Source organism: Pseudomonas sp. CCNWLW23, assembly GCF_037095675.1.
GTDB classification, from domain to species: Bacteria; Pseudomonadota; Gammaproteobacteria; order Pseudomonadales; family Pseudomonadaceae; genus Aquipseudomonas; species Aquipseudomonas atacamensis.
Map to the genome: position 1 here is coordinate 80,434 of NZ_JBAWKM010000020.1, position 17,407 is coordinate 97,840.

The following is a 17,407-nucleotide window of genomic DNA, read 5'->3' on the forward strand; positions in this document are numbered from 1 at the left end:
CCGTCATAGCAAAGAGATGGCATTGTGCCTGCAAAGTGCGGCCAAGCCCATACAATGTGATCCAGATCACACACGGTCTCTGTAACGGCCGGAAGCTCGACTATCTGAGCGATCCGCAAACAAAAAAAACCGCTGCCCCCTAACGGGAGCAGCGGTTTTCCTCAGACTGTGTTAAGGCTTAGTAGCCCAGTGCGAAGTCTTCTTCTTTCATGTCCATCAGGTTGCCAGCACCCGAAAGCATAGTGGCCACGTGCGTACGGGTACGCGGCAGGATGCGCTGGAAGTAGAAGCGCGCGGTTTGCAGCTTGGCGGTGTAGAACGCCTCGTCGCTGGTGCCGGCAGCCAGTTTTTCCGCAGCCAGACGCGCCATGTCCGCCCAGAAGTAGGCCAGGCAGGCATAACCGGAGTACATCAGGTAGTCCACGGAGGCCGCGCCGACTTCTTCGCGGTCTTTCATGGCGGCCATACCGACCTTCATGGTCAGCTCGCCCCATTCCTTGTTCAGTGCAGCCAGTGGCGCGACGAATTCCTGGACGGCTTCGTTGCCTTCGTTGGTCTGGCAGAACTTGTGGACGATCTTGGTGAAGCCTTTCAGAGCTTCGCCTTGAGTCATCAGTACTTTACGGCCGAGCAGGTCGAGGGCCTGGATGCCGGTGGTGCCTTCGTACAGCATCGAAATGCGGCTGTCGCGAACGTTCTGCTCCATGCCCCACTCGGCGATGAAGCCGTGGCCGCCGTAGATCTGCACGCCGTGGTTGGCGGCTTCGAAACCGACTTCGGTCATGAACGCTTTGGCGATCGGGGTCATGAATGCCAGCAGTGCGTCGGCCTTCTTCTTCTCTTCTTCGTCGACGCCGTATTTGACGATGTCGACCTGCTTCGCAGTGAAGTAGACCATCGCGCGGTTGCCTTCGGCGAACGCCTTCATGGTCAACAGCATGCGGCGCACGTCCGGGTGGACGATGATCGGGTCAGCGGCTTTGTCCGGCGCTTTCGGGCCAGTCAGCGAGCGCATTTGCAGGCGATCACGAGCGTATTTCAGACCGCCCTGGAAGCCGATTTCGGCGTGAGCCAGACCTTGCAGCGCGGTACCGAGACGGGCGGTGTTCATAAAGGTGAACATGCAGTTCAGGCCTTTGTTCGCCGGGCCAATCAGGTAACCGGTGGCACCGTCGAAGTTCATCACGCAAGTGGCGTTGCCGTGGATGCCCATCTTGTGTTCCAGCGAACCGCAGCTCACTGCGTTGCGCGCGCCAATGGTGCCATCGGCGTTTGGCAGGAACTTTGGAACGATGAACAGCGAGATGCCTTTGGTGCCAGCCGGAGCATCGGGCAGACGCGCCAGTACGATGTGGACGATGTTGTCCGCCATGTCGTGCTCGCCGGCCGAGATGAAGATCTTGGTGCCGGAAACTTTGTAGGAACCGTCGGCCTGAGGCTCGGCCTTGGTGCGCAGCATGCCCAGGTCGGTGCCGCAGTGCGGTTCGGTCAGGCACATGGTGCCGGTCCATTCGCCGGAGACCAGTTTGGTCAGATAGGCTTCCTGCTGCTCAGGGGTGCCGTGCTCGGAGATGGTGTTCATCGCACCGTGCGACAGGCCTGGGTACATGCCCCACGACCAGTTGGCTTCGCCGACCATTTCGCTCACCGCCAGGCCCAGCGACTCAGGCAGACCTTGGCCGCCGTGCTCAACGTCGTGGGCCAGGCTTGGCCAGCCACCTTCGACGAATTGCTTGTACGCCTCTTTGAAGCCAGTCGGGGTTTTCACGCCGGACTCGCTCCAGGTGCAACCTTCGATGTCGCCCACGCGGTTCAGCGGCGCCAGTACCTGCTCACAAAACTTGGCGCCTTCCTCGAGGATGGCGTCAACCATGTCCGGCGTGGCGTCTGCGCACGCTGGCAGGCTCTGATAGTGCGCTTCGTAGCCGAGCAGCTCGTCACGAACGAAGCGAATATCACGCAAGGGGGCCTTGTAGTCAGGCATAGCGATAAACCTCTGCTGATGTAACCGGGAATGAACGACCGTGTTGAGTTGTTGTAACGGTCAAACAGTTGTTTGAAACATACGTTTACGCCGAAATCTTGTCAAGCATCGTTCTTTTGCCGTTCGTCATCACGTTATCCAAATGCCGGAAACTGGAAATCGCCGCGACTTCACTCAAGCCACGGGCGTTGTAAAAAGATTAGTTGAGCAAGAAGGACTTAAACGAAAAACGCCGCGACAGGGCGCGGCGTTTCGGGGTCAACAACAAGTTCGATCAGGCGAAGGTATCGATGATCGTCCCGAGCACCTCGTCGGACGCCTTGGCTACCTTCACACCCAGCTCTGCCTGGATCTTGCCCTGCGACAGCTCGACGATATTGCTCGCCAGATCCGATTCTTGTGCGCGATCCACGCCGCGCAGGCGATTGACCTGCACTTCGGACGACTGGCTGGTCACCGAACGTTCGATAGTGTTGTTGGCGATCTGGCTGGCCGCCTGATCGACGCGGTTCTGCCCGGACTGAATCGAGCTCAGCCCCGCATAAAAAGCTGTGTTGCCGGAGATTTCCATCGTCACTCTCATCCCTGCAAAGGATCAATGCTCGCCATTGAAGCAGACGCGCCAGCAAAACACCCGTCAAAAACACTAATGGCACAGTGCCTGTTCATAGCGAGAAACTTAATCGAGCAAATCCAGTTGCAAATGCTCGGCCACCGCTTCGGCGCTCAACGCCTTGAGTTTAGGCACCCGGCCCAGGCACGGCGCGGGAATGCGCTCGGCCAGGGTCGCAAGGTTTTCCTCCAGCCGCGAAGTTTTCGGATCGATAATATTGGCCACCCACCCCGCCAATTGCAGACCGTCGCGGGCAATCGCCTCGGCGGTCAGCAACGCATGACTGATGCACCCCAGCCTCACGCCCACCACCAGAATCACCGGCAGCTGCAGCGCAATCGCCAGATCCGAGAGATTGTCCTGGTCCGCCAACGGCACCCGCCAGCCGCCCGCGCCTTCGATCAGGGTGAAATCGGCGTTCATCGCCAGAATCCCGCGCATCGGCGCCAGCAGCGATTGCACCGTCAGCGCCACACCTGCTTCGCGCGCCGCCAGATGCGGAGCGATCGCTGGCTCGAACGCCACCGGGTTGACCTGTTGATAAGTCAGCGGCAAGGAACATTCGGCCAGCAGCGCCAAGGCATCGGAATTACGCAAGCCCTTGGGCGTGACGTCGCACCCGGAAGCCACCGGTTTGCCCGCCGCCGTGCTCAAGCCTGCCGACCGCGCCGCATGGAGCAATCCGGCAGCAACCGTGGTCTTGCCGACATCGGTGTCGGTACCGGTGATGAAATAGGCTGCGCTCATAGAGGTTTCTCCAACACGGCGTACACCACCTGATACGTTGCCGGCAGCCCCGACGCCTGACGGAACCGCTCATACGCGTCGATCAGCCCGAGAATCCGCGCCCGTCCGGTCAAACCGCCCGGCCGGCCGGGATTCAGATTGTGTGCACCCAGCGCCTTCAGCTCGTGAGTCAGGCTGCGCACATCCGGGTAATGCAACACGTGCTGCTGATTTTCCAGAGTCACAGTGCGCAAGCCACTGCCGGCACATAACTGTTCATAGCGGGCGAACTCGCGGAAGCGATTGACGTGCACCAACCCGTCGACCTGCTGCCAACTGTCACGCAACTCGAACAGCGTCCCTGTACAGAGACTAGCAAACGCAAAAATCCCGCCCGGTTTCAGCACGCGCATGGCTTCGCTGAGCACCGCCTCGAAGTCGGCGCACCATTGCACCGCGAGACTGGAGAAAATCAGATCGACGCTCGCATCCTGCAACGGCAGCCGTTCGGCATCGCCAGCAATGAAATGCTCAGCGCCACCCAACGGCCGTGCGTGATTGAGCATGCCCTCGGCAATGTCCAGCGCGACACCGCTGCCCTGGGTGAAACGCGAGGCCAGCGCTCGGGTGAAGTAGCCGGTGCCGCAACCGAGATCAAGCCACCGCGACGGCATGAAACTCCCAGGCAAACGCTCAAGCAGCTGCGTGCCGACGTCACGCTGAAACTCGGCGACGCTGTCGTAACTGGCCGCAGCACGGGAAAAAGACGCCGCCACCTGACGCTTGTCGGGCAAGCCCCCAGGCAGCACAAGGGACAGGTCAGTCATCAGCGCACTCATGAAGAAAAGCCTGGATCGCGCCCGCGACTCCGTGCGGGTCCTCCAGCAGAAAAGCATGGCTGGCCTGTTCGATCAGACCAATTTCGATATCCGGCAACAGCGCGAACAATGCACCGGCCGCTTCCGCCGGGACCAGCGCATCCTGTCCGCCGAACAGATGAAACTGCGGCCCGCGAAACCCCTGCAACGCCTGGCGTGTGTCCAGTTGCGCAAGCAGCTCCAGCCCTGCCATCAGCGCGGCCGGCGCGGTGGCTGGCGCGCCACCGAGCAGCAACCGCGACAAGCCACGCGGATCTGGCGAACCTTGCGCACATAGCAGAGCGAAGCGCTTGAGCGTGGTACGCGGATCGGCCTGGCAACCGGCAAGAAACGCATCGAAAGTCTCGCTGGGCATCGCGCTCGGCCACTGTTCATGAGCAACAAACGCAGGGTTGCTTGCCAGCGTGAGCAGCCCGCAGCACGCCTCACCGCGTCGTGCCGCCAACTCAGAGGCGAGCATGCCGCCCAGCGACCAGCCACCGAGCCAGACTTCCTGTGGAATGCGCGCATCGAGTTCGTCGAGCCAGTCTTCAAGGTCAGCGGAGTCCAGCTCCGGCAGCGGTTCAATCTCGACTTGCAGATGTTCGTCGAGGCCACGCAATGCTGCGGCCAGCGGTTCCAGCGGCGACACGCCGAGGCCCCAGCCGGGCAGCAGAATCAGACGATTACGCATGGCTTGGCTCCAATGACAATCGGGCAAAACAATCTGCCAGCCCTTCCAGCAACTGTTGCACCTGCGCCTCGCTGTGGGCGGCGGTCAGAGTCACGCGCAACCGCGCGCTGCCGGCCGGCACGGTCGGTGGACGGATCGCGGTCACCATCAAGCCGCGCTCGCGGAGCATTTGCGACAGCCGCACCGCGCGGCCGGCATCGCCGATCATGATCGGCTGGATCGGCGTGAAGCTGTCCATCAGCTCCAGCCCGATCTGCTCGGCGCCGTGGCGGAACTGGCGAATCAGCGTCTGCAAGTGTTCACGGCGCCAGTGTTCGCTGCGCAACAGCTCGAGGCTTTTCAGCGTCGCGCAGGCCAGCGCCGGTGGTTGGCTGGTGGTGTAGATATACGGGCGGGCGAACTGGATCAGGCTTTCGATCAACTCTTCGCTGCCAGCGACAAAGGCCCCGGCGGTGCCGAAGGCTTTACCGAGAGTGCCGACCAGCACCGGCACATCGTCCTGGCTCAGGCCGAAATGCTCGACGATGCCGCCACCGTTGGCGCCCAACGGGCCGAAGCCGTGAGCATCGTCGACCATCAGCCACGCGCCTTTGGCCTTGGCCGCGCGGGCCAGCGCCGGCAGGTCGGCGATGTCACCGTCCATGCTGAATACGCCATCGGTCACCACCAGTGTGTTGCCAATGGCTTTCTCCAGGCGTTTGCCCAGGCTTTCGGCGTCGTTGTGCAGATAGCGATTGAAACGCGCGCCGGACAACAGGCCCGCGTCCAGCAACGAGGCATGATTGAGCCGGTCTTCGAGCACCGTATCGCCCTGCCCGACCAGCGCGGTGACCGCGCCGAGGTTGGCCATATAGCCAGTGGTGAACAGTAGCGCACGCGGGCGTCCGGTCAGTTCGGCGAGTGCTTCTTCCAGCGCGTGATGCGGGCTGCTGTGGCCGATCACCAGATGGGACGCGCCACCGCCGACACCCCAACGTTCAGCGCCGGCGCGCCAGGCTTCGATCACCTGCGGATGATTGGCCAGGCCCAGATAGTCGTTGTTGCAGAAAGCGAGCAGCGGCTGGCCGTCCACCACCACTTCCGGCCCTTGCGGCGATTCGAGCAGCGGGCGCTGCCGATAGAGGTTGTCGGCACGGCGGGCAGCAAGGCGTGCGGCGAGATCGAATGACATGCAGGCCTCGATTTTCAAATGACACAGATCCCCTGTGGGAGCGAGCCTGCTCGCGAATGGGCGTCACATCCAACAGGGATGTTGGCGGCCAAACCGCTTTTGCGAGCAGGCCCGCTCCCACAGGGGTTTTGCATTCCTTCAGGGCAATCCGCGCGGTTTATTACACCGCAGCGTTGTAGAACTGCTCGCTACTCTTCTGCTCCACCAGTGCCTGCTCGATCGCAGCCTGATGAACCTCATCGGAATGCTCTTCGCGAGCCTCCGGCTGGATACCGAGGCGCGCGAACAATTGCATGTCCTTGTCCGCCTGCGGGTTGGCGGTGGTGAGCAATTTGTCGCCGTAGAAAATCGAGTTGGCGCCGGCGAAAAAAGCCAGGGCCTGCATCTGCTCGTTCATCGCTTCGCGACCGGCGGACAGGCGCACGTGAGATTGCGGCATGAGGATGCGCGCCACGGCGAGCATGCGGATGAAGTCGAACGGGTCGATGTCTTCGGCGTTTTCCAGCGGCGTTCCGGCGACTTTCACCAGCATGTTGATCGGCACCGACTCCGGGTGCTCCGGCAGGTTGGCCAACTGGATCAGCAGATTGGCGCGATCGTCCAGCGATTCGCCCATGCCGAGAATGCCGCCGGAGCAGATTTTCATCCCCGACTCACGCACGTAAGCCAGCGTCTGCAGACGTTCGCTGTAAGTGCGGGTGGTGATGATGCTGCCGTAGAACTCCGGCGAGGTGTCGAGGTTGTGGTTGTAGTAATCGAGACCGGCCTTGGCCAGCGCCTCGGTCTGCTCCTGATCGAGACGTCCGAGGGTCATGCAGGTTTCCAGGCCCAAGGCTTTCACCCCTTCAACCATCTTCAACACATACGGCATGTCTTTGGCCGACGGATGTTTCCACGCCGCGCCCATGCAGAATCGCGTCGAACCAATGGCTTTGGCGCGGGCCGCTTCTTCGAGGACCTTCTGCACTTCCATCAGTTTTTCTTTTTCCAGACCGGTGTTGTAGTGCCCGGACTGCGGGCAGTACTTGCAGTCTTCCGGGCAGGCGCCCGTCTTGATCGACAGCAGTGTCGAGACCTGCACGCGGTTGGCGTTGAAATGTGCGCGGTGCACCGTTTGCGCCTGGAACAGCAAGTCGTTGAATGGCTGTACGAAGAGTGCTTTGACTTCGGCCAGAGACCAATCGTGACGCAGGGTGGCAGTGGTGCTCGCGCTCATGGGCAATTCCTTGGTTATGCTTGGCTGGCGCCGGGGAAAATGGAATATCCACAGGCGCTACACGGATGTTCGGCATATTTAAGGAAGAGCGATGCGCTGTCAACCGCAATACCAAGGACAGGTTTACATCTGTTTAAAAAACGTACAGACCTGTTTGCTGTGCGATGAGCCCGCAGAAGCACAAATGCCAATGTGCGAGGCCTGCGAAATCGAATTGCCCTGGCTCGGCAGCCATTGTCAGAGCTGCGCTTTGCCGCTGGCGGCGGATGGCCTGACTTGCGGCGAGTGCCTGCTAGAGCCTCCGGCCTTCGAGCAGGTTGCCGTGCCCTGGGTTTATGGCTTCCCCGTGGACAGTCTGATTACACGGTTTAAACACAACGCGAAATGGCCGTTTGGTCACCTGCTCGCCGACGTTCTCGGCCAATACCTGCAGCATCGCTTCGCCGAGGACTTGCCGCGACCCGATGTGTTGCTACCGGTGCCGTTGGCGAATAAACGACTGCGTCGGCGAGGATTCAATCAAGCGGCGATGCTCGCGCGCTGGTTGAGTGTGTCGCTGGATTTGCCGTGTGAAGAACAGCTGCTGCGGAGAGTCATGGACACCGACGCCCAACAGGATCTCGACGCCAAGGCGCGCAAACGCAATTTGCGCAATGCCTTTGCGCTGGCGCCTGATGCAGAGGTAAGCGGCCGCCATTTCGCGCTGGTGGATGATGTTCTGACCACGGGCGCGACCGCTCAGGCACTGGCGCGGTTGTTGATGAATGCTGGTGCGGCGCGGGTTAATGTGTATTGCCTGGCTCGTACGCCGAAGCCCGGTACCTGAGCTCAACTCCTACAGGTTGTGTGTTCGGCTTGACTCGCGCGTTGCAAGTGGCCAACGTCCCTCTCATCGCCCGAGCCAGAAGCGTTCTGCCATGTCCCTGCCCACCCTGCTGTCCCAGCACATCGTCCGCCGCCCGCAGCGCATTGCCCTGCTGCAACACATTGCCGAGCAGGGCTCGATCACCCGCGCGGCGAAAAGCGCGGGGCTCAGTTACAAGGCGGCATGGGATGCGATCGATGAGTTGAACAACCTGGCGCAGAAACCCTTGGTCGAGCGCGTGGTGGGTGGCAAGGGTGGTGGCGGCGCCAGACTGTCCAGCGAGGGCGAGCGGGTGCTGCGCCTGTATCAGAAATTGCAGGCATTGCAGGCGCAGGTGCTGGAAGCGGCGGAAGACGCCAGTGATCTCGACCTGCTCGGGCGGTTGATGCTCAGGACCAGCGCGCGCAATCAGCTGCACGGCACGGTCGCGGCCATTCAGGCGCAGGGGCGCAACGATCTGATCCGCCTCGAACTGGCAGAAGGCATTGCTCTGGAGGCACAGATCACCCACGACAGCACCGTGCATCTGGAATTGCAGGTCGGTACCGAAGTCATGGCGCTGATCAAGGCTGGCTGGCTTGAACTGCTCGGCACCGATCAGCCGGCCACGCCCGGACACAATGTCCTGCGCGGCACCATCGAAGCCATCCTCGATGCCGAGGACGGTCCCAGCGAGGTGCGCATTTCCCTGCCCAACGGCCAGACACTTTGCGCCTTGGCCGAACCGCTGCACTTGCGCAACCAGCAACTCGCCGTGGGGTCTGCGGTGCAGGTGCAATGCGCGCCGTCCAACGTGCTGATCGGCACGCCGCTCTGATTTGTCCCTGCCACAAAAGCGTCATCGACCCGCATTAAGGTGTTGCCCATAACCAAGCAGGGAGCCTGATGTGAGCCTATTAGAAGAAAACCAATCCACTGATCTGGAAAAAATGGTCGGCCTCAGCCGTCGCGGTTTCATCAGCGCCGGTGCCTTGTGCGGCGCGGCGATGTTCCTTGGCGGCAACCTGTTGAGCCGCAGCGTCATGGCCGCCAGCGTCAGCGCCGGCAACAGCCGCCTGCTCGGTTTCGAGAGCATTCCGGCGGCGACCACCGACGCCATCAGCCTGCCCAAGGGCTACAAATCTTCGGTGCTGATCAGTTGGGGCCAGCCGTTGCACAAGAACGGCCCGGCCTTCGATCCGAGCGGTAACGGCACCGCTGCCGCACAGGAAGTGCAGTTCGGCGACAACAATGACGGCATGAGCCTGTTCGCCTTCCCGGACGACAAGAACCGCGCGCTGATGGCGATCAACAACGAATACACCAACTATCGCTATCTATATCCGCATGGCGGCATGCCGCAGTCGGCTGAAGACGTGCGCAAGGCATTGGCCTGCGAAGGCGTGTCGGTGATCGAAGTGCAGCGCAAGAACGGCCAGTGGCAATTCGTCCAGGGCTCGCGCTACAACCGTCGGATTCACGGTAACTCGCCGCTGCGCATCAGCGGTCCGGCCCGCGGCCACGACTTGATGAAAACCGCTGCCGACAAGCACGGCAAAAAAGTCCTCGGCACCTTCCAGAACTGCGCCAACGGCAAGACGCCGTGGGGCACTTATCTGACCTGCGAAGAAAACTTCACCGACTGCTTCGGGAGCAGCAACGCCCAGCAGCAGTTCGATGCCGCGCAAAAGCGCTACGGCGTTGTCGCCAGCAGCAAGGACATCAACTGGCACCCGCACGACCCGCGCTTCGACATGGCCAAGAACCCTAACGAGCTCAACCGTCACGGCTGGGTGGTCGAGATCGATCCATTCGATCCGCAATCGACTCCGGTCAAACGCACCGCGCTGGGCCGCTTCAAACATGAAAACGCCGCGCTGGCCGAGACCGACGATGGTCGCGCTGTGGTGTACATGGGTGACGACGAGCGTGGCGAGTTCATTTACAAATTCGTCAGCCGCGACCGCATCAACCATCGCAATCAGAAAGCCAACCGCGACATCCTCGATCACGGCACGTTGTATGTGGCCAAATTCGATGCCGGCGACGGCAACCCTGATCACCCGAAAGGCCAGGGCCAGTGGATCGAACTGACCCACGGCAAGAACGGCATCGACGCCAGCAGCGGATTTGCCGATCAGGCTGAAGTGCTGATTCACGCGCGCCTTGCCGCCAGCGTCGTTGGCGCAACACGCATGGACCGCCCGGAGTGGATCGTCGTCAGCCCCAAGGACGGCCAGGTTTATTGCACCCTGACCAACAACGCCAAGCGCGGTGAAGACGGGCAACCGGTGGGCGGTCCAAACCCGCGCGAGAAGAACGTTTACGGGCAGATTCTGCGCTGGCGTACCGACCGCAACGATCACGCCTCGAAGACGTTTGCCTGGGATCTGTTTGTGGTCGCCGGCAACCCGGGCGTGCATGCCGGGACGCCGAAGGGTGGCTCATCCAACATCACCCCGCAGAACATGTTCAACAGCCCCGACGGTCTGGGTTTCGACAAGGCCGGACGCCTGTGGATTCTCACCGACGGCGACTCGAGCAACGCTGGCGACTTCGCCGGGATGGGCAACAACCAGATGCTCTGCGCCGATCCTGCGACCGGTGAGATTCGCCGTTTCATGGTCGGGCCGGTGGGTTGCGAAGTGACCGGGATCAGCTTCTCGCCGGATCAGAAAACCCTGTTTGTCGGGATTCAGCATCCCGGCGAGAACGGCGGTTCGACATTCCCCGAGCATCTGCCGAATGGCAAGCCAAGGTCCTCGGTGATGGCGATTACTCGCGAGGATGGTGGGATCGTCGGCGCCTGATAAACCCTCATCGCTGGCAAGCCAGCTCCCACAGGTCTTGCGCAAAACCTGTGGGAGCTGACTTGCCAGCGATGGCATCAGCAATGACACCAACCACCTCCCCCGCTGCCATCTGCGCTACCATGCCGAGCCGGACGCAGCAGCCTGCTGCGCGCAGGAGTCAGCATGGCCCACCCGTTTGAAACCCTCACCCCCGATCTCGTCCTGGATGCCGTTGAAAGCATCGGTTTCCTCAGCGATGCGCGCATTCTGGCGCTCAACAGCTACGAAAACCGTGTGTATCAGGTCGGTATCGAAGACTCCGAGCCGCTGATTGCCAAGTTCTATCGTCCGCAGCGCTGGACCAACGAGGCCATTCTCGAAGAGCACCAGTTCACCTTCGAACTGGCCGACATCGACATCCCGGTGGTAGCGCCGCTGATCCACAACGGCGAAACCCTGCATGAGCACGCCGGCTTCCGCTTCACCCTGTTCCCGCGTCGTGGTGGCCGCGCGCCGGAGCCGGGCAATCTTGATCAACTCTATCGCCTTGGCCAGTTGCTCGGGCGCATGCATGCGGTGGGCGGCACCAAGCCGTTCGAGCACCGCGAAGCCCTCGCGGTGCAGAACTTCGGCCATGCCTCGCTGAACACCCTGCTCGAAGGCAATTTCATTCCAAAGAGCCTGCTGCCGGCTTACGAGTCGGTTGCCCGAGACCTGCTCAAGCGCGTCGAAGATGTCTACGCCGCCACGCTGCACCAGAACATCCGCATGCACGGCGATTGCCACCCCGGCAACATGATGTGCCGCGACGAGATGTTCCACATCGTCGACCTCGACGACTGCCGCATGGGCCCGGCGGTGCAGGACATCTGGATGATGCTTGCCGGCGATCGCCAGGAATGTCTCGGGCAGTTGTCGGAATTGATGGACGGCTACAACGAATTCCATGATTTCGACCCGCGCGAGCTGGCGCTGATCGAACCGTTGCGCGCCTTGCGCCTGATGCACTACAGCGCCTGGCTGGCGCGGCGCTGGGACGACCCGGCATTCCCGCACAGCTTTCCGTGGTTTGGCACGGAGCGGTATTGGGGCGCCCAGGTGCTGGCGTTGCGTGAACAGTTGGCGGCACTGAATGAAGAACCGCTGAAACTCTTCTGATTCAAACCTGAAACCTGTGGGAGCGAGCCTGCTCGCTCCCACAAGATCGGTGTTCGCAATTCCATGAACATTGGTCTACGACATTCGCGGACAAACTTCCTTACAATCCCTCCTTTGTCAGCTGCCTGAGCAAGGATTCTGCATGCAAGCCGCCAACCCGCGTCGCGGGTACATTCTGGGCCTGAGCGCCTACATCATCTGGGGCCTGTTCCCGATCTATTTCAAAGCCATCGCCGAAGTCCCGGCCGTCGAGATCATCATCCATCGGGTGCTGTGGTCGGCGCTGTTCGGTGCGTTGCTGCTGATGGTGTGGAAACACCCGGGCTGGCTGCGCGAGTTGCTCGACAATCCCAAGCGCCTGGCGATTCTTGCCTTGAGCGGCACGCTGATCGCGGCCAACTGGCTGACCTACGTGTGGTCGGTGAACAACGGCCGCATGCTCGAGGCGAGTCTGGGTTACTACATCAATCCGCTGGTCAACGTGCTGTTGGGCATGGTGATCCTTGGCGAGCGGCTGCGGCGCATGCAGTGGGTTGCGGTCGGTCTCGCGGCCATCGGCGTAGCGCAGCAGGTGTGGCAGGTCGGCAGTCTGCCGTGGGTGTCGCTGGCGCTGGCGCTGACCTTCGGTTTCTATGGTCTGATCCGCAAGCAGGCGCCGGTCAAGGCGCTGCCGGGGCTGGTGGTGGAAACCTGGATGCTGGTGCCGATCGCGATTGCATGGTTGCTGTTCAATCAGACTGCCACGAGTGTGCAGCCGGCCTTCTGGACCACCTCCGAAGCCTGGTGGCTGGTGGCCGCCGGCCCGGTGACACTGGTGCCGCTGGTGTGTTTCAACGCCGCTACCCGCCACTTGCCCTACACCACCATCGGCTTCCTGCAATACATCGCGCCGACGCTGGTGTTGCTGCAAGCCGTGCTGCTGTTTGGCGAGCATTTGTCGTCCAGCACGCTGGTTGCGTTCATGTTTATCTGGGCCGGCCTGGCGGTCTATAGCGTTGATGCGTGGATAAGTTTGCGCCGGCGCGCCTGATCAAAAAACGCACAAACCTCTGCAGGCCACGGTTCTCGTGGCCTGCATCGTTCCTTCCCAAGCTTATCCACAGCGTGATCCCCGCCGTTTGTGCGCAAGTCACTGAATGCTGGCGGTTTTTTGATCAACCTGCGCAAAGCCACGGCCGGCGTGGCGTGGCGGTCTGTCTCTACAGGTTATCCACAGGCAGGTGCACGTTAAACCTGAATAACCCTGTCTGCGCTAAACCTCTGTGCGTAACACCAGTTCGACCATCAGATCATCGGCCAGGGTTTCCAGGCGCGCCTGCAGAACGTCGAGCGACAAGGTGAGTGGCACCGCCAGAATCGCCTCGGCGTGAAACAGCGGCTCGCTGCTCATCGGCGCCGGGCGCACCTCAGTTACCAGTCGCTCCAGGTTCACACCCTGCTCGCTCAACAGCCGAGTGATATCGCGGACGATACCCGGTCGGTCATTGCCGACCAGTTCCATAGCGATCGGTTTCCACGTGCAGGACTGCTCCACTCCGCTTTCGGCAATCAGTACCCGAATGCCATGGGCCGACAGCGCTTGCAGGGCATCGACCAGTTCGTCGTAAGCCTCCGCCGGCACACCCACGCGCAGAATCCCGGCGAACTGCCCGGCCATGCGTGACATGCGGCTTTCCAGCCAGTTGCCGCCGTGCTCGGCAATGCATTGGGCGATGCGCTCGACCTGCCCGGGCTTGTCCGGGGCGAAAACGGTGAGTACGAGATGGTCCATGGCGCAGCCCTCTTGTCATGACTTTTGTTATCGAAGGGCAAGTATAGGCAAGCGGATTGATTCAGCCTGACCCAGTGCTGGCAGATGATGACCTGTGGCGAGGGGATTTATCCCCGTCCGGCTGCGCAGCAGTCGTGAGTCCTGCCAATTGGGTCTGCCAGCCGGACCGCAGGGGGCGGCTTCGCCACCCAACGGGGATAAATCCCCTCGCCACAAATCGTTACACCCAAATTGCTCCTTAGCAGGCCCACAGTAATTATGTGTACAACTTTCGATATTTAACTGGAACAATCCAATGCTTTTTTGAGAACATCCCGTTCCGCGACGTGACCGCAATGCGTCATGAGGTCGCAGAACGACGTAATTAGTCTGATTTTCACAAGCGCAACTCATCATGTAGTATGCCGCAGCGCGCACTACATAAAGCTGGATCGATGTCTGCCCAAGGCCCTTCGCAATCCTGAAAGCCCCGTCAGCAAGGCCTCCAAGCCGTTGATTGGTCCTAGCCCAGCCGCCAGTAATGGCATGTACTGGTCCGCAGGTTTGTGGTTTAAATGGCCAGAAGCTTCATTGTTAAATTGACGAGCTGAAAAGCGAAATAGCTGAGCAGAGTGAGGCAAGCAATGACTGAACACGTTCAAGTCGGTGGCCTGCAGGTCGCCAAAGTCCTGTTCGACTTCGTGAACAACGAAGCCATTCCCGGTACCGGCCTCACCGCCGAACAATTCTGGGAAGGTGCCGACAAGGTCATTCACGACCTGGCGCCGAAGAACAAAGCCCTACTCGCCAAACGCGATGACTTCCAGGCGCGCATCGATGCCTGGCATCAGCAGCATGCCGGCCAGGCGCACGATGCCGTGGCCTACAAAGCTTTCCTGCAAGAGATCGGTTATCTGCTGCCAGAAGCGGCTGATTTCCAGGCGACGACGCAAAACGTCGACGATGAAATCGCCCGCACCGCCGGCCCGCAACTGGTCGTGCCGGTGATGAATGCGCGCTTCGCGCTCAACGCCTCGAACGCCCGCTGGGGCTCGCTGTACGACGCCCTCTACGGCACCGACGCGATCAGCGAAGACGGCGGCGCGGAAAAAGGCAAAGGCTACAACAAGGTGCGTGGCGACAAAGTCATCGCTTTCGCCCGTGCTTTCCTCGATGAAGCCGCACCACTGGCCGCCGGCTCCCACGTCGATTCGACCGGCTACAAAATCGCTGACGGCAAACTGGTCGTCACTCTGAAGGGCGGCAGCAACAGCGGCCTGCGCGATGACGCTCAGTTGATCGGCTTCCAGGGCGACGCCAACGCGCCGATCGCGGTGCTGCTCAAGCACAACGGCCTGCACTTCGAAATCCAGATCGATGCCAGCACTCCGGTCGGCCAGACCGATGCCGCCGGGGTCAAAGACATTCTCATGGAAGCGGCGCTGACCACCATCATGGACTGCGAAGACTCCGTGGCCGCCGTCGATGCCGACGACAAAGTGGTGATCTACCGCAACTGGCTCGGCCTGATGAAGGGCGACCTCGCGGAATCCGTGTCCAAGGGCGGCCAGACCTTCACCCGCACCATGAACCCGGATCGCACCTACACCGCGCCCAATGGCGGTGAAGTGACCCTGCACGGTCGTTCGCTGTTGTTCGTGCGCAACGTCGGCCATCTGATGACCATCGATGCGATCCTCGACAGCCAAGGCAACGAAGTGCCGGAAGGCATCCTCGACGGTCTGGTGACTTGCCTGGCCGCAATGCACAACCTCAACGGCAACACCTCGCGACGCAACACCCGCACCGGTTCGGTGTACATCGTCAAACCGAAAATGCACGGCCCGGAAGAGGCGGCGTTCACCAACGAGCTGTTCGGGCGCATCGAAGATGTCCTGCGCTTGCCGCGCAACACCCTGAAAGTCGGGATCATGGACGAGGAGCGCCGCACCACGGTCAACCTCAAGGCTTGCATCAAGGCCGCCAGCGAGCGCGTGGTGTTCATCAACACCGGTTTCCTCGACCGCACCGGCGACGAAATCCACACATCCATGGAGGCCGGCCCAGTGGTGCGCAAGGCTGACATGAAGGCCGAGAAGTGGATCGGCGCCTACGAGAACTGGAACGTCGACATCGGTCTGAGCACCGGCCTGCAAGGTCGTGCGCAAATCGGTAAAGGCATGTGGGCGATGCCGGACCTGATGGCCGCGATGCTTGAGCAGAAGATCGCTCACCCGCTGGCCGGCGCCAACACTGCCTGGGTCCCTTCTCCAACCGCCGCTGCGCTGCACGCCCTGCACTACCACAAGGTTGACGTGTTTGCGCGTCAGGCCGAACTGGCCAAACGTGCCCGCGCCTCGGTGGACGACATCCTGACCATTCCACTGGCAGTGAACCCAAGCTGGACACCAGAGCAGATCAAGAACGAACTGGACAACAACGCCCAGGGCATTCTCGGTTACGTGGTGCGCTGGATCGACCAGGGTGTCGGCTGCTCGAAAGTGCCGGACATCAACGACGTCGGCTTGATGGAAGACCGTGCGACGCTGCGTATCTCCAGCCAGCACATCGCCAACTGGCTGCGCCACGGTATCGTCAGCCAAGAGCAAGTGATGGAAAGCCTCAAGCGCATGGCGCCGGTGGTTGACCGCCAGAACGCCAACGACCCGCTGTATCGCCCGCTGGCACCGGACTTCGACAGCAACATCGCCTTCCAGGCGGCGGTCGAACTGGTGATCGAAGGCACCAAGCAACCGAATGGCTACACCGAGCCGGTGCTGCACCGTCGTCGTCGCGAGTTCAAGGCCAAGAATGGTCTGTGACTTGAGTTGATGGTTGGAATGAAAAAGGCCCTGATCGAGAGATCAGGGCCTTTTTGTTTTTGAGGTGGATTGATCGTTCCCACGCTCTGCGTGGGAACGATCATCTGCTGGGCAACGGGATGTATCTTAAGGCTCGATGCCCAATTCATGCTTCACCAACTCAAGCAGCTTCCCCGTATCAATCGGCTTGAGCAGAAAATCCACCACGCTCAAGTGCATCGCTTCGATCGCATCTTTCACGTCGGCATCGCCGGAGACGATGATGATCGGCATCGCTGCCCGTACCGATTCACGCACCTGGCGAATCAGCTCGAGGCCGTCGACATTGCCCATGCGCAGGTCGGTAATCACAAGGCCGATCGAAGGCTTTTCATCGAGCATTTTCAGCGCGGTTTCACCGCTGGCTGCGGTCATGCAGCGAATGCCGTACAGCGCGAGAATCTCCGACAACAGCTCGCGGGCGTCCTTGTCGTCGTCGACGATCAGGACACGCTGCGGCGGCAGATCAGGTTCGAGCATCACTGCGCTGAGCGCTTCCCGCTCGGCGTCGCTCAAAATATCGTGGTCGGACATGGCGCTCTCTAAATGTTCAAACAATCCCTGGCAAGTCGTCAGACATCACCGGACAGCGCTTCAATGTGCACTTCGTCGGAATTTTTTCCAAGTGGCTAGCGCAAGCTTTTCCGAGCTTTTGCGTAGGTTATTTCCGAAAATCGGCCAATGGTGGCAAAACCTAGACTTACGTCCAATGGGCACCCTGCCCGCCGGGGCCGACCATGG

At 61.0% G+C, this 17,407-nt stretch carries 15 protein-coding genes; 6 read left to right on the forward strand and 9 right to left on the reverse strand.

Features of this window, described 5'->3' with window-relative positions; genetic code table 11:
* Nucleotides 1-178 precede the first annotated feature (178 nt).
* From V8J63_RS22265 to bioB, 7 genes are all read right to left on the reverse strand, one after another.
* On the reverse strand, nt 179-1,984 hold the full coding sequence (locus tag V8J63_RS22265) for a phenylacyl-CoA dehydrogenase (RefSeq protein WP_024014564.1): 1,806 nt from the start codon (nt 1,982-1,984) through the stop codon (nt 179-181).
* A gap of 274 nt (nt 1,985-2,258) precedes the next feature.
* The gene (locus tag V8J63_RS22270; protein ID WP_016772865.1) at nt 2,259-2,555 is read right to left on the reverse strand and encodes a hypothetical protein; all 297 of its coding nucleotides are present in this window, start codon (nt 2,553-2,555) and stop codon (nt 2,259-2,261) included.
* Between the two features lie 108 nt (nt 2,556-2,663).
* Nucleotides 2,664-3,344 carry a dethiobiotin synthase gene (bioD, locus tag V8J63_RS22275; RefSeq protein ID WP_122506069.1) on the reverse strand — a complete coding sequence of 227 codons (681 nt, stop codon included), beginning with the start codon at nt 3,342-3,344 and terminating at the stop codon, nt 2,664-2,666.
* The gene (gene bioC, locus V8J63_RS22280; protein WP_130888256.1) at nt 3,341-4,150 is read right to left on the reverse strand and encodes a malonyl-ACP O-methyltransferase BioC; all 810 of its coding nucleotides are present in this window, start codon (nt 4,148-4,150) and stop codon (nt 3,341-3,343) included. The genes bioD and bioC overlap by 4 nt, the downstream gene beginning before the upstream one ends.
* Nucleotides 4,143-4,874: an alpha/beta fold hydrolase gene (locus V8J63_RS22285; RefSeq protein WP_130888257.1), complete on the reverse strand. Its 732-nt coding sequence runs from the start codon at nt 4,872-4,874 to the stop codon at nt 4,143-4,145. Before V8J63_RS22285 ends, bioC begins: the two co-directional genes overlap by 8 nt.
* Complete coding sequence (bioF, locus tag V8J63_RS22290) at nt 4,867-6,045, reverse strand: 8-amino-7-oxononanoate synthase (RefSeq protein WP_130888258.1); 1,179 nt, start codon at nt 6,043-6,045, stop codon at nt 4,867-4,869. The genes V8J63_RS22285 and bioF overlap by 8 nt, the downstream gene beginning before the upstream one ends.
* 160 nt (nt 6,046-6,205) lie before the next feature.
* Complete coding sequence (gene bioB, locus V8J63_RS22295) at nt 6,206-7,261, reverse strand: biotin synthase BioB (RefSeq protein ID WP_016772860.1); 1,056 nt, start codon at nt 7,259-7,261, stop codon at nt 6,206-6,208.
* A gap of 91 nt (nt 7,262-7,352) precedes the next feature.
* Between bioB and V8J63_RS22300 the strand changes: the two genes are divergently transcribed.
* The 5 genes from V8J63_RS22300 to rarD all read left to right on the forward strand — a co-directional run bounded on the left by V8J63_RS22300 (nt 7,353) and on the right by rarD (nt 13,085).
* Nucleotides 7,353-8,087, forward strand: coding sequence for a ComF family protein (locus tag V8J63_RS22300; protein WP_130888259.1), 735 nt, complete (start codon nt 7,353-7,355; stop codon nt 8,085-8,087).
* 91 nt (nt 8,088-8,178) lie between these two features.
* Nucleotides 8,179-8,943 carry a TOBE domain-containing protein gene (locus V8J63_RS22305; RefSeq protein ID WP_336464635.1) on the forward strand — a complete coding sequence of 255 codons (765 nt, stop codon included), beginning with the start codon at nt 8,179-8,181 and terminating at the stop codon, nt 8,941-8,943.
* A 70-nt stretch (nt 8,944-9,013) separates the two neighbouring features.
* Nucleotides 9,014-10,915 carry a PhoX family protein gene (locus V8J63_RS22310; protein ID WP_024014570.1) on the forward strand — a complete coding sequence of 634 codons (1,902 nt, stop codon included), beginning with the start codon at nt 9,014-9,016 and terminating at the stop codon, nt 10,913-10,915.
* Nucleotides 10,916-11,080: 165 nt separating this feature from the next.
* A complete protein-coding gene (locus V8J63_RS22315; RefSeq protein WP_336464636.1) occupies nt 11,081-12,055 on the forward strand; it encodes a serine/threonine protein kinase in 975 nt (324 codons plus the stop codon).
* 142 nt (nt 12,056-12,197) lie between these two features.
* Nucleotides 12,198-13,085, forward strand: a complete 888-nt coding sequence (gene rarD / locus V8J63_RS22320; RefSeq protein WP_041476730.1) for an EamA family transporter RarD — start codon at nt 12,198-12,200, stop codon at nt 13,083-13,085.
* Between the two features lie 222 nt (nt 13,086-13,307).
* On the opposite strand, the gene V8J63_RS22325 is transcribed toward rarD, so the two are convergent.
* The gene (locus V8J63_RS22325) at nt 13,308-13,826 is read right to left on the reverse strand and encodes a glycine cleavage system protein R (protein WP_016772854.1); all 519 of its coding nucleotides are present in this window, start codon (nt 13,824-13,826) and stop codon (nt 13,308-13,310) included.
* A gap of 623 nt (nt 13,827-14,449) precedes the next feature.
* Between V8J63_RS22325 and V8J63_RS22330 the strand changes: the two genes are divergently transcribed.
* A complete protein-coding gene (locus tag V8J63_RS22330) occupies nt 14,450-16,627 on the forward strand; it encodes a malate synthase G (protein ID WP_130927167.1) in 2,178 nt (725 codons plus the stop codon).
* A gap of 126 nt (nt 16,628-16,753) precedes the next feature.
* Here V8J63_RS22330 and V8J63_RS22335 read toward each other — a convergent pair whose 3' ends face one another.
* Nucleotides 16,754-17,200, reverse strand: a complete 447-nt coding sequence (locus tag V8J63_RS22335) for a response regulator (protein WP_130888264.1) — start codon at nt 17,198-17,200, stop codon at nt 16,754-16,756.
* Between the last annotated feature and the right edge of the window lie 207 nt (nt 17,201-17,407).

Coding starts and splice junctions, on each gene's coding strand:
- V8J63_RS22285 (WP_130888257.1), bottom strand. CDS start 4,874: ATGCGTAATCGTCTGATTCTGCTGCCCGGCTGGGGCCTCGGCGTGTCG.
- V8J63_RS22265 (WP_024014564.1), bottom strand. CDS start 1,984: ATGCCTGACTACAAGGCCCCCTTGCGTGATATTCGCTTCGTTCGTGAC.
- V8J63_RS22305 (WP_336464635.1), top strand. CDS start 8,179: ATGTCCCTGCCCACCCTGCTGTCCCAGCACATCGTCCGCCGCCCGCAG.
- bioF (WP_130888258.1), bottom strand. CDS start 6,045: ATGTCATTCGATCTCGCCGCACGCCTTGCTGCCCGCCGTGCCGACAAC.
- bioB (WP_016772860.1), bottom strand. CDS start 7,261: ATGAGCGCGAGCACCACTGCCACCCTGCGTCACGATTGGTCTCTGGCC.
- V8J63_RS22325 (WP_016772854.1), bottom strand. CDS start 13,826: ATGGACCATCTCGTACTCACCGTTTTCGCCCCGGACAAGCCCGGGCAG.
- V8J63_RS22335 (WP_130888264.1), bottom strand. CDS start 17,200: ATGTCCGACCACGATATTTTGAGCGACGCCGAGCGGGAAGCGCTCAGC.
- V8J63_RS22270 (WP_016772865.1), bottom strand. CDS start 2,555: ATGGAAATCTCCGGCAACACAGCTTTTTATGCGGGGCTGAGCTCGATT.
- rarD (WP_041476730.1), top strand. CDS start 12,198: ATGCAAGCCGCCAACCCGCGTCGCGGGTACATTCTGGGCCTGAGCGCC.
- V8J63_RS22300 (WP_130888259.1), top strand. CDS start 7,353: ATGCGCTGTCAACCGCAATACCAAGGACAGGTTTACATCTGTTTAAAA.
- V8J63_RS22315 (WP_336464636.1), top strand. CDS start 11,081: ATGGCCCACCCGTTTGAAACCCTCACCCCCGATCTCGTCCTGGATGCC.
- bioC (WP_130888256.1), bottom strand. CDS start 4,150: ATGACTGACCTGTCCCTTGTGCTGCCTGGGGGCTTGCCCGACAAGCGT.
- bioD (WP_122506069.1), bottom strand. CDS start 3,344: ATGAGCGCAGCCTATTTCATCACCGGTACCGACACCGATGTCGGCAAG.
- V8J63_RS22330 (WP_130927167.1), top strand. CDS start 14,450: ATGACTGAACACGTTCAAGTCGGTGGCCTGCAGGTCGCCAAAGTCCTG.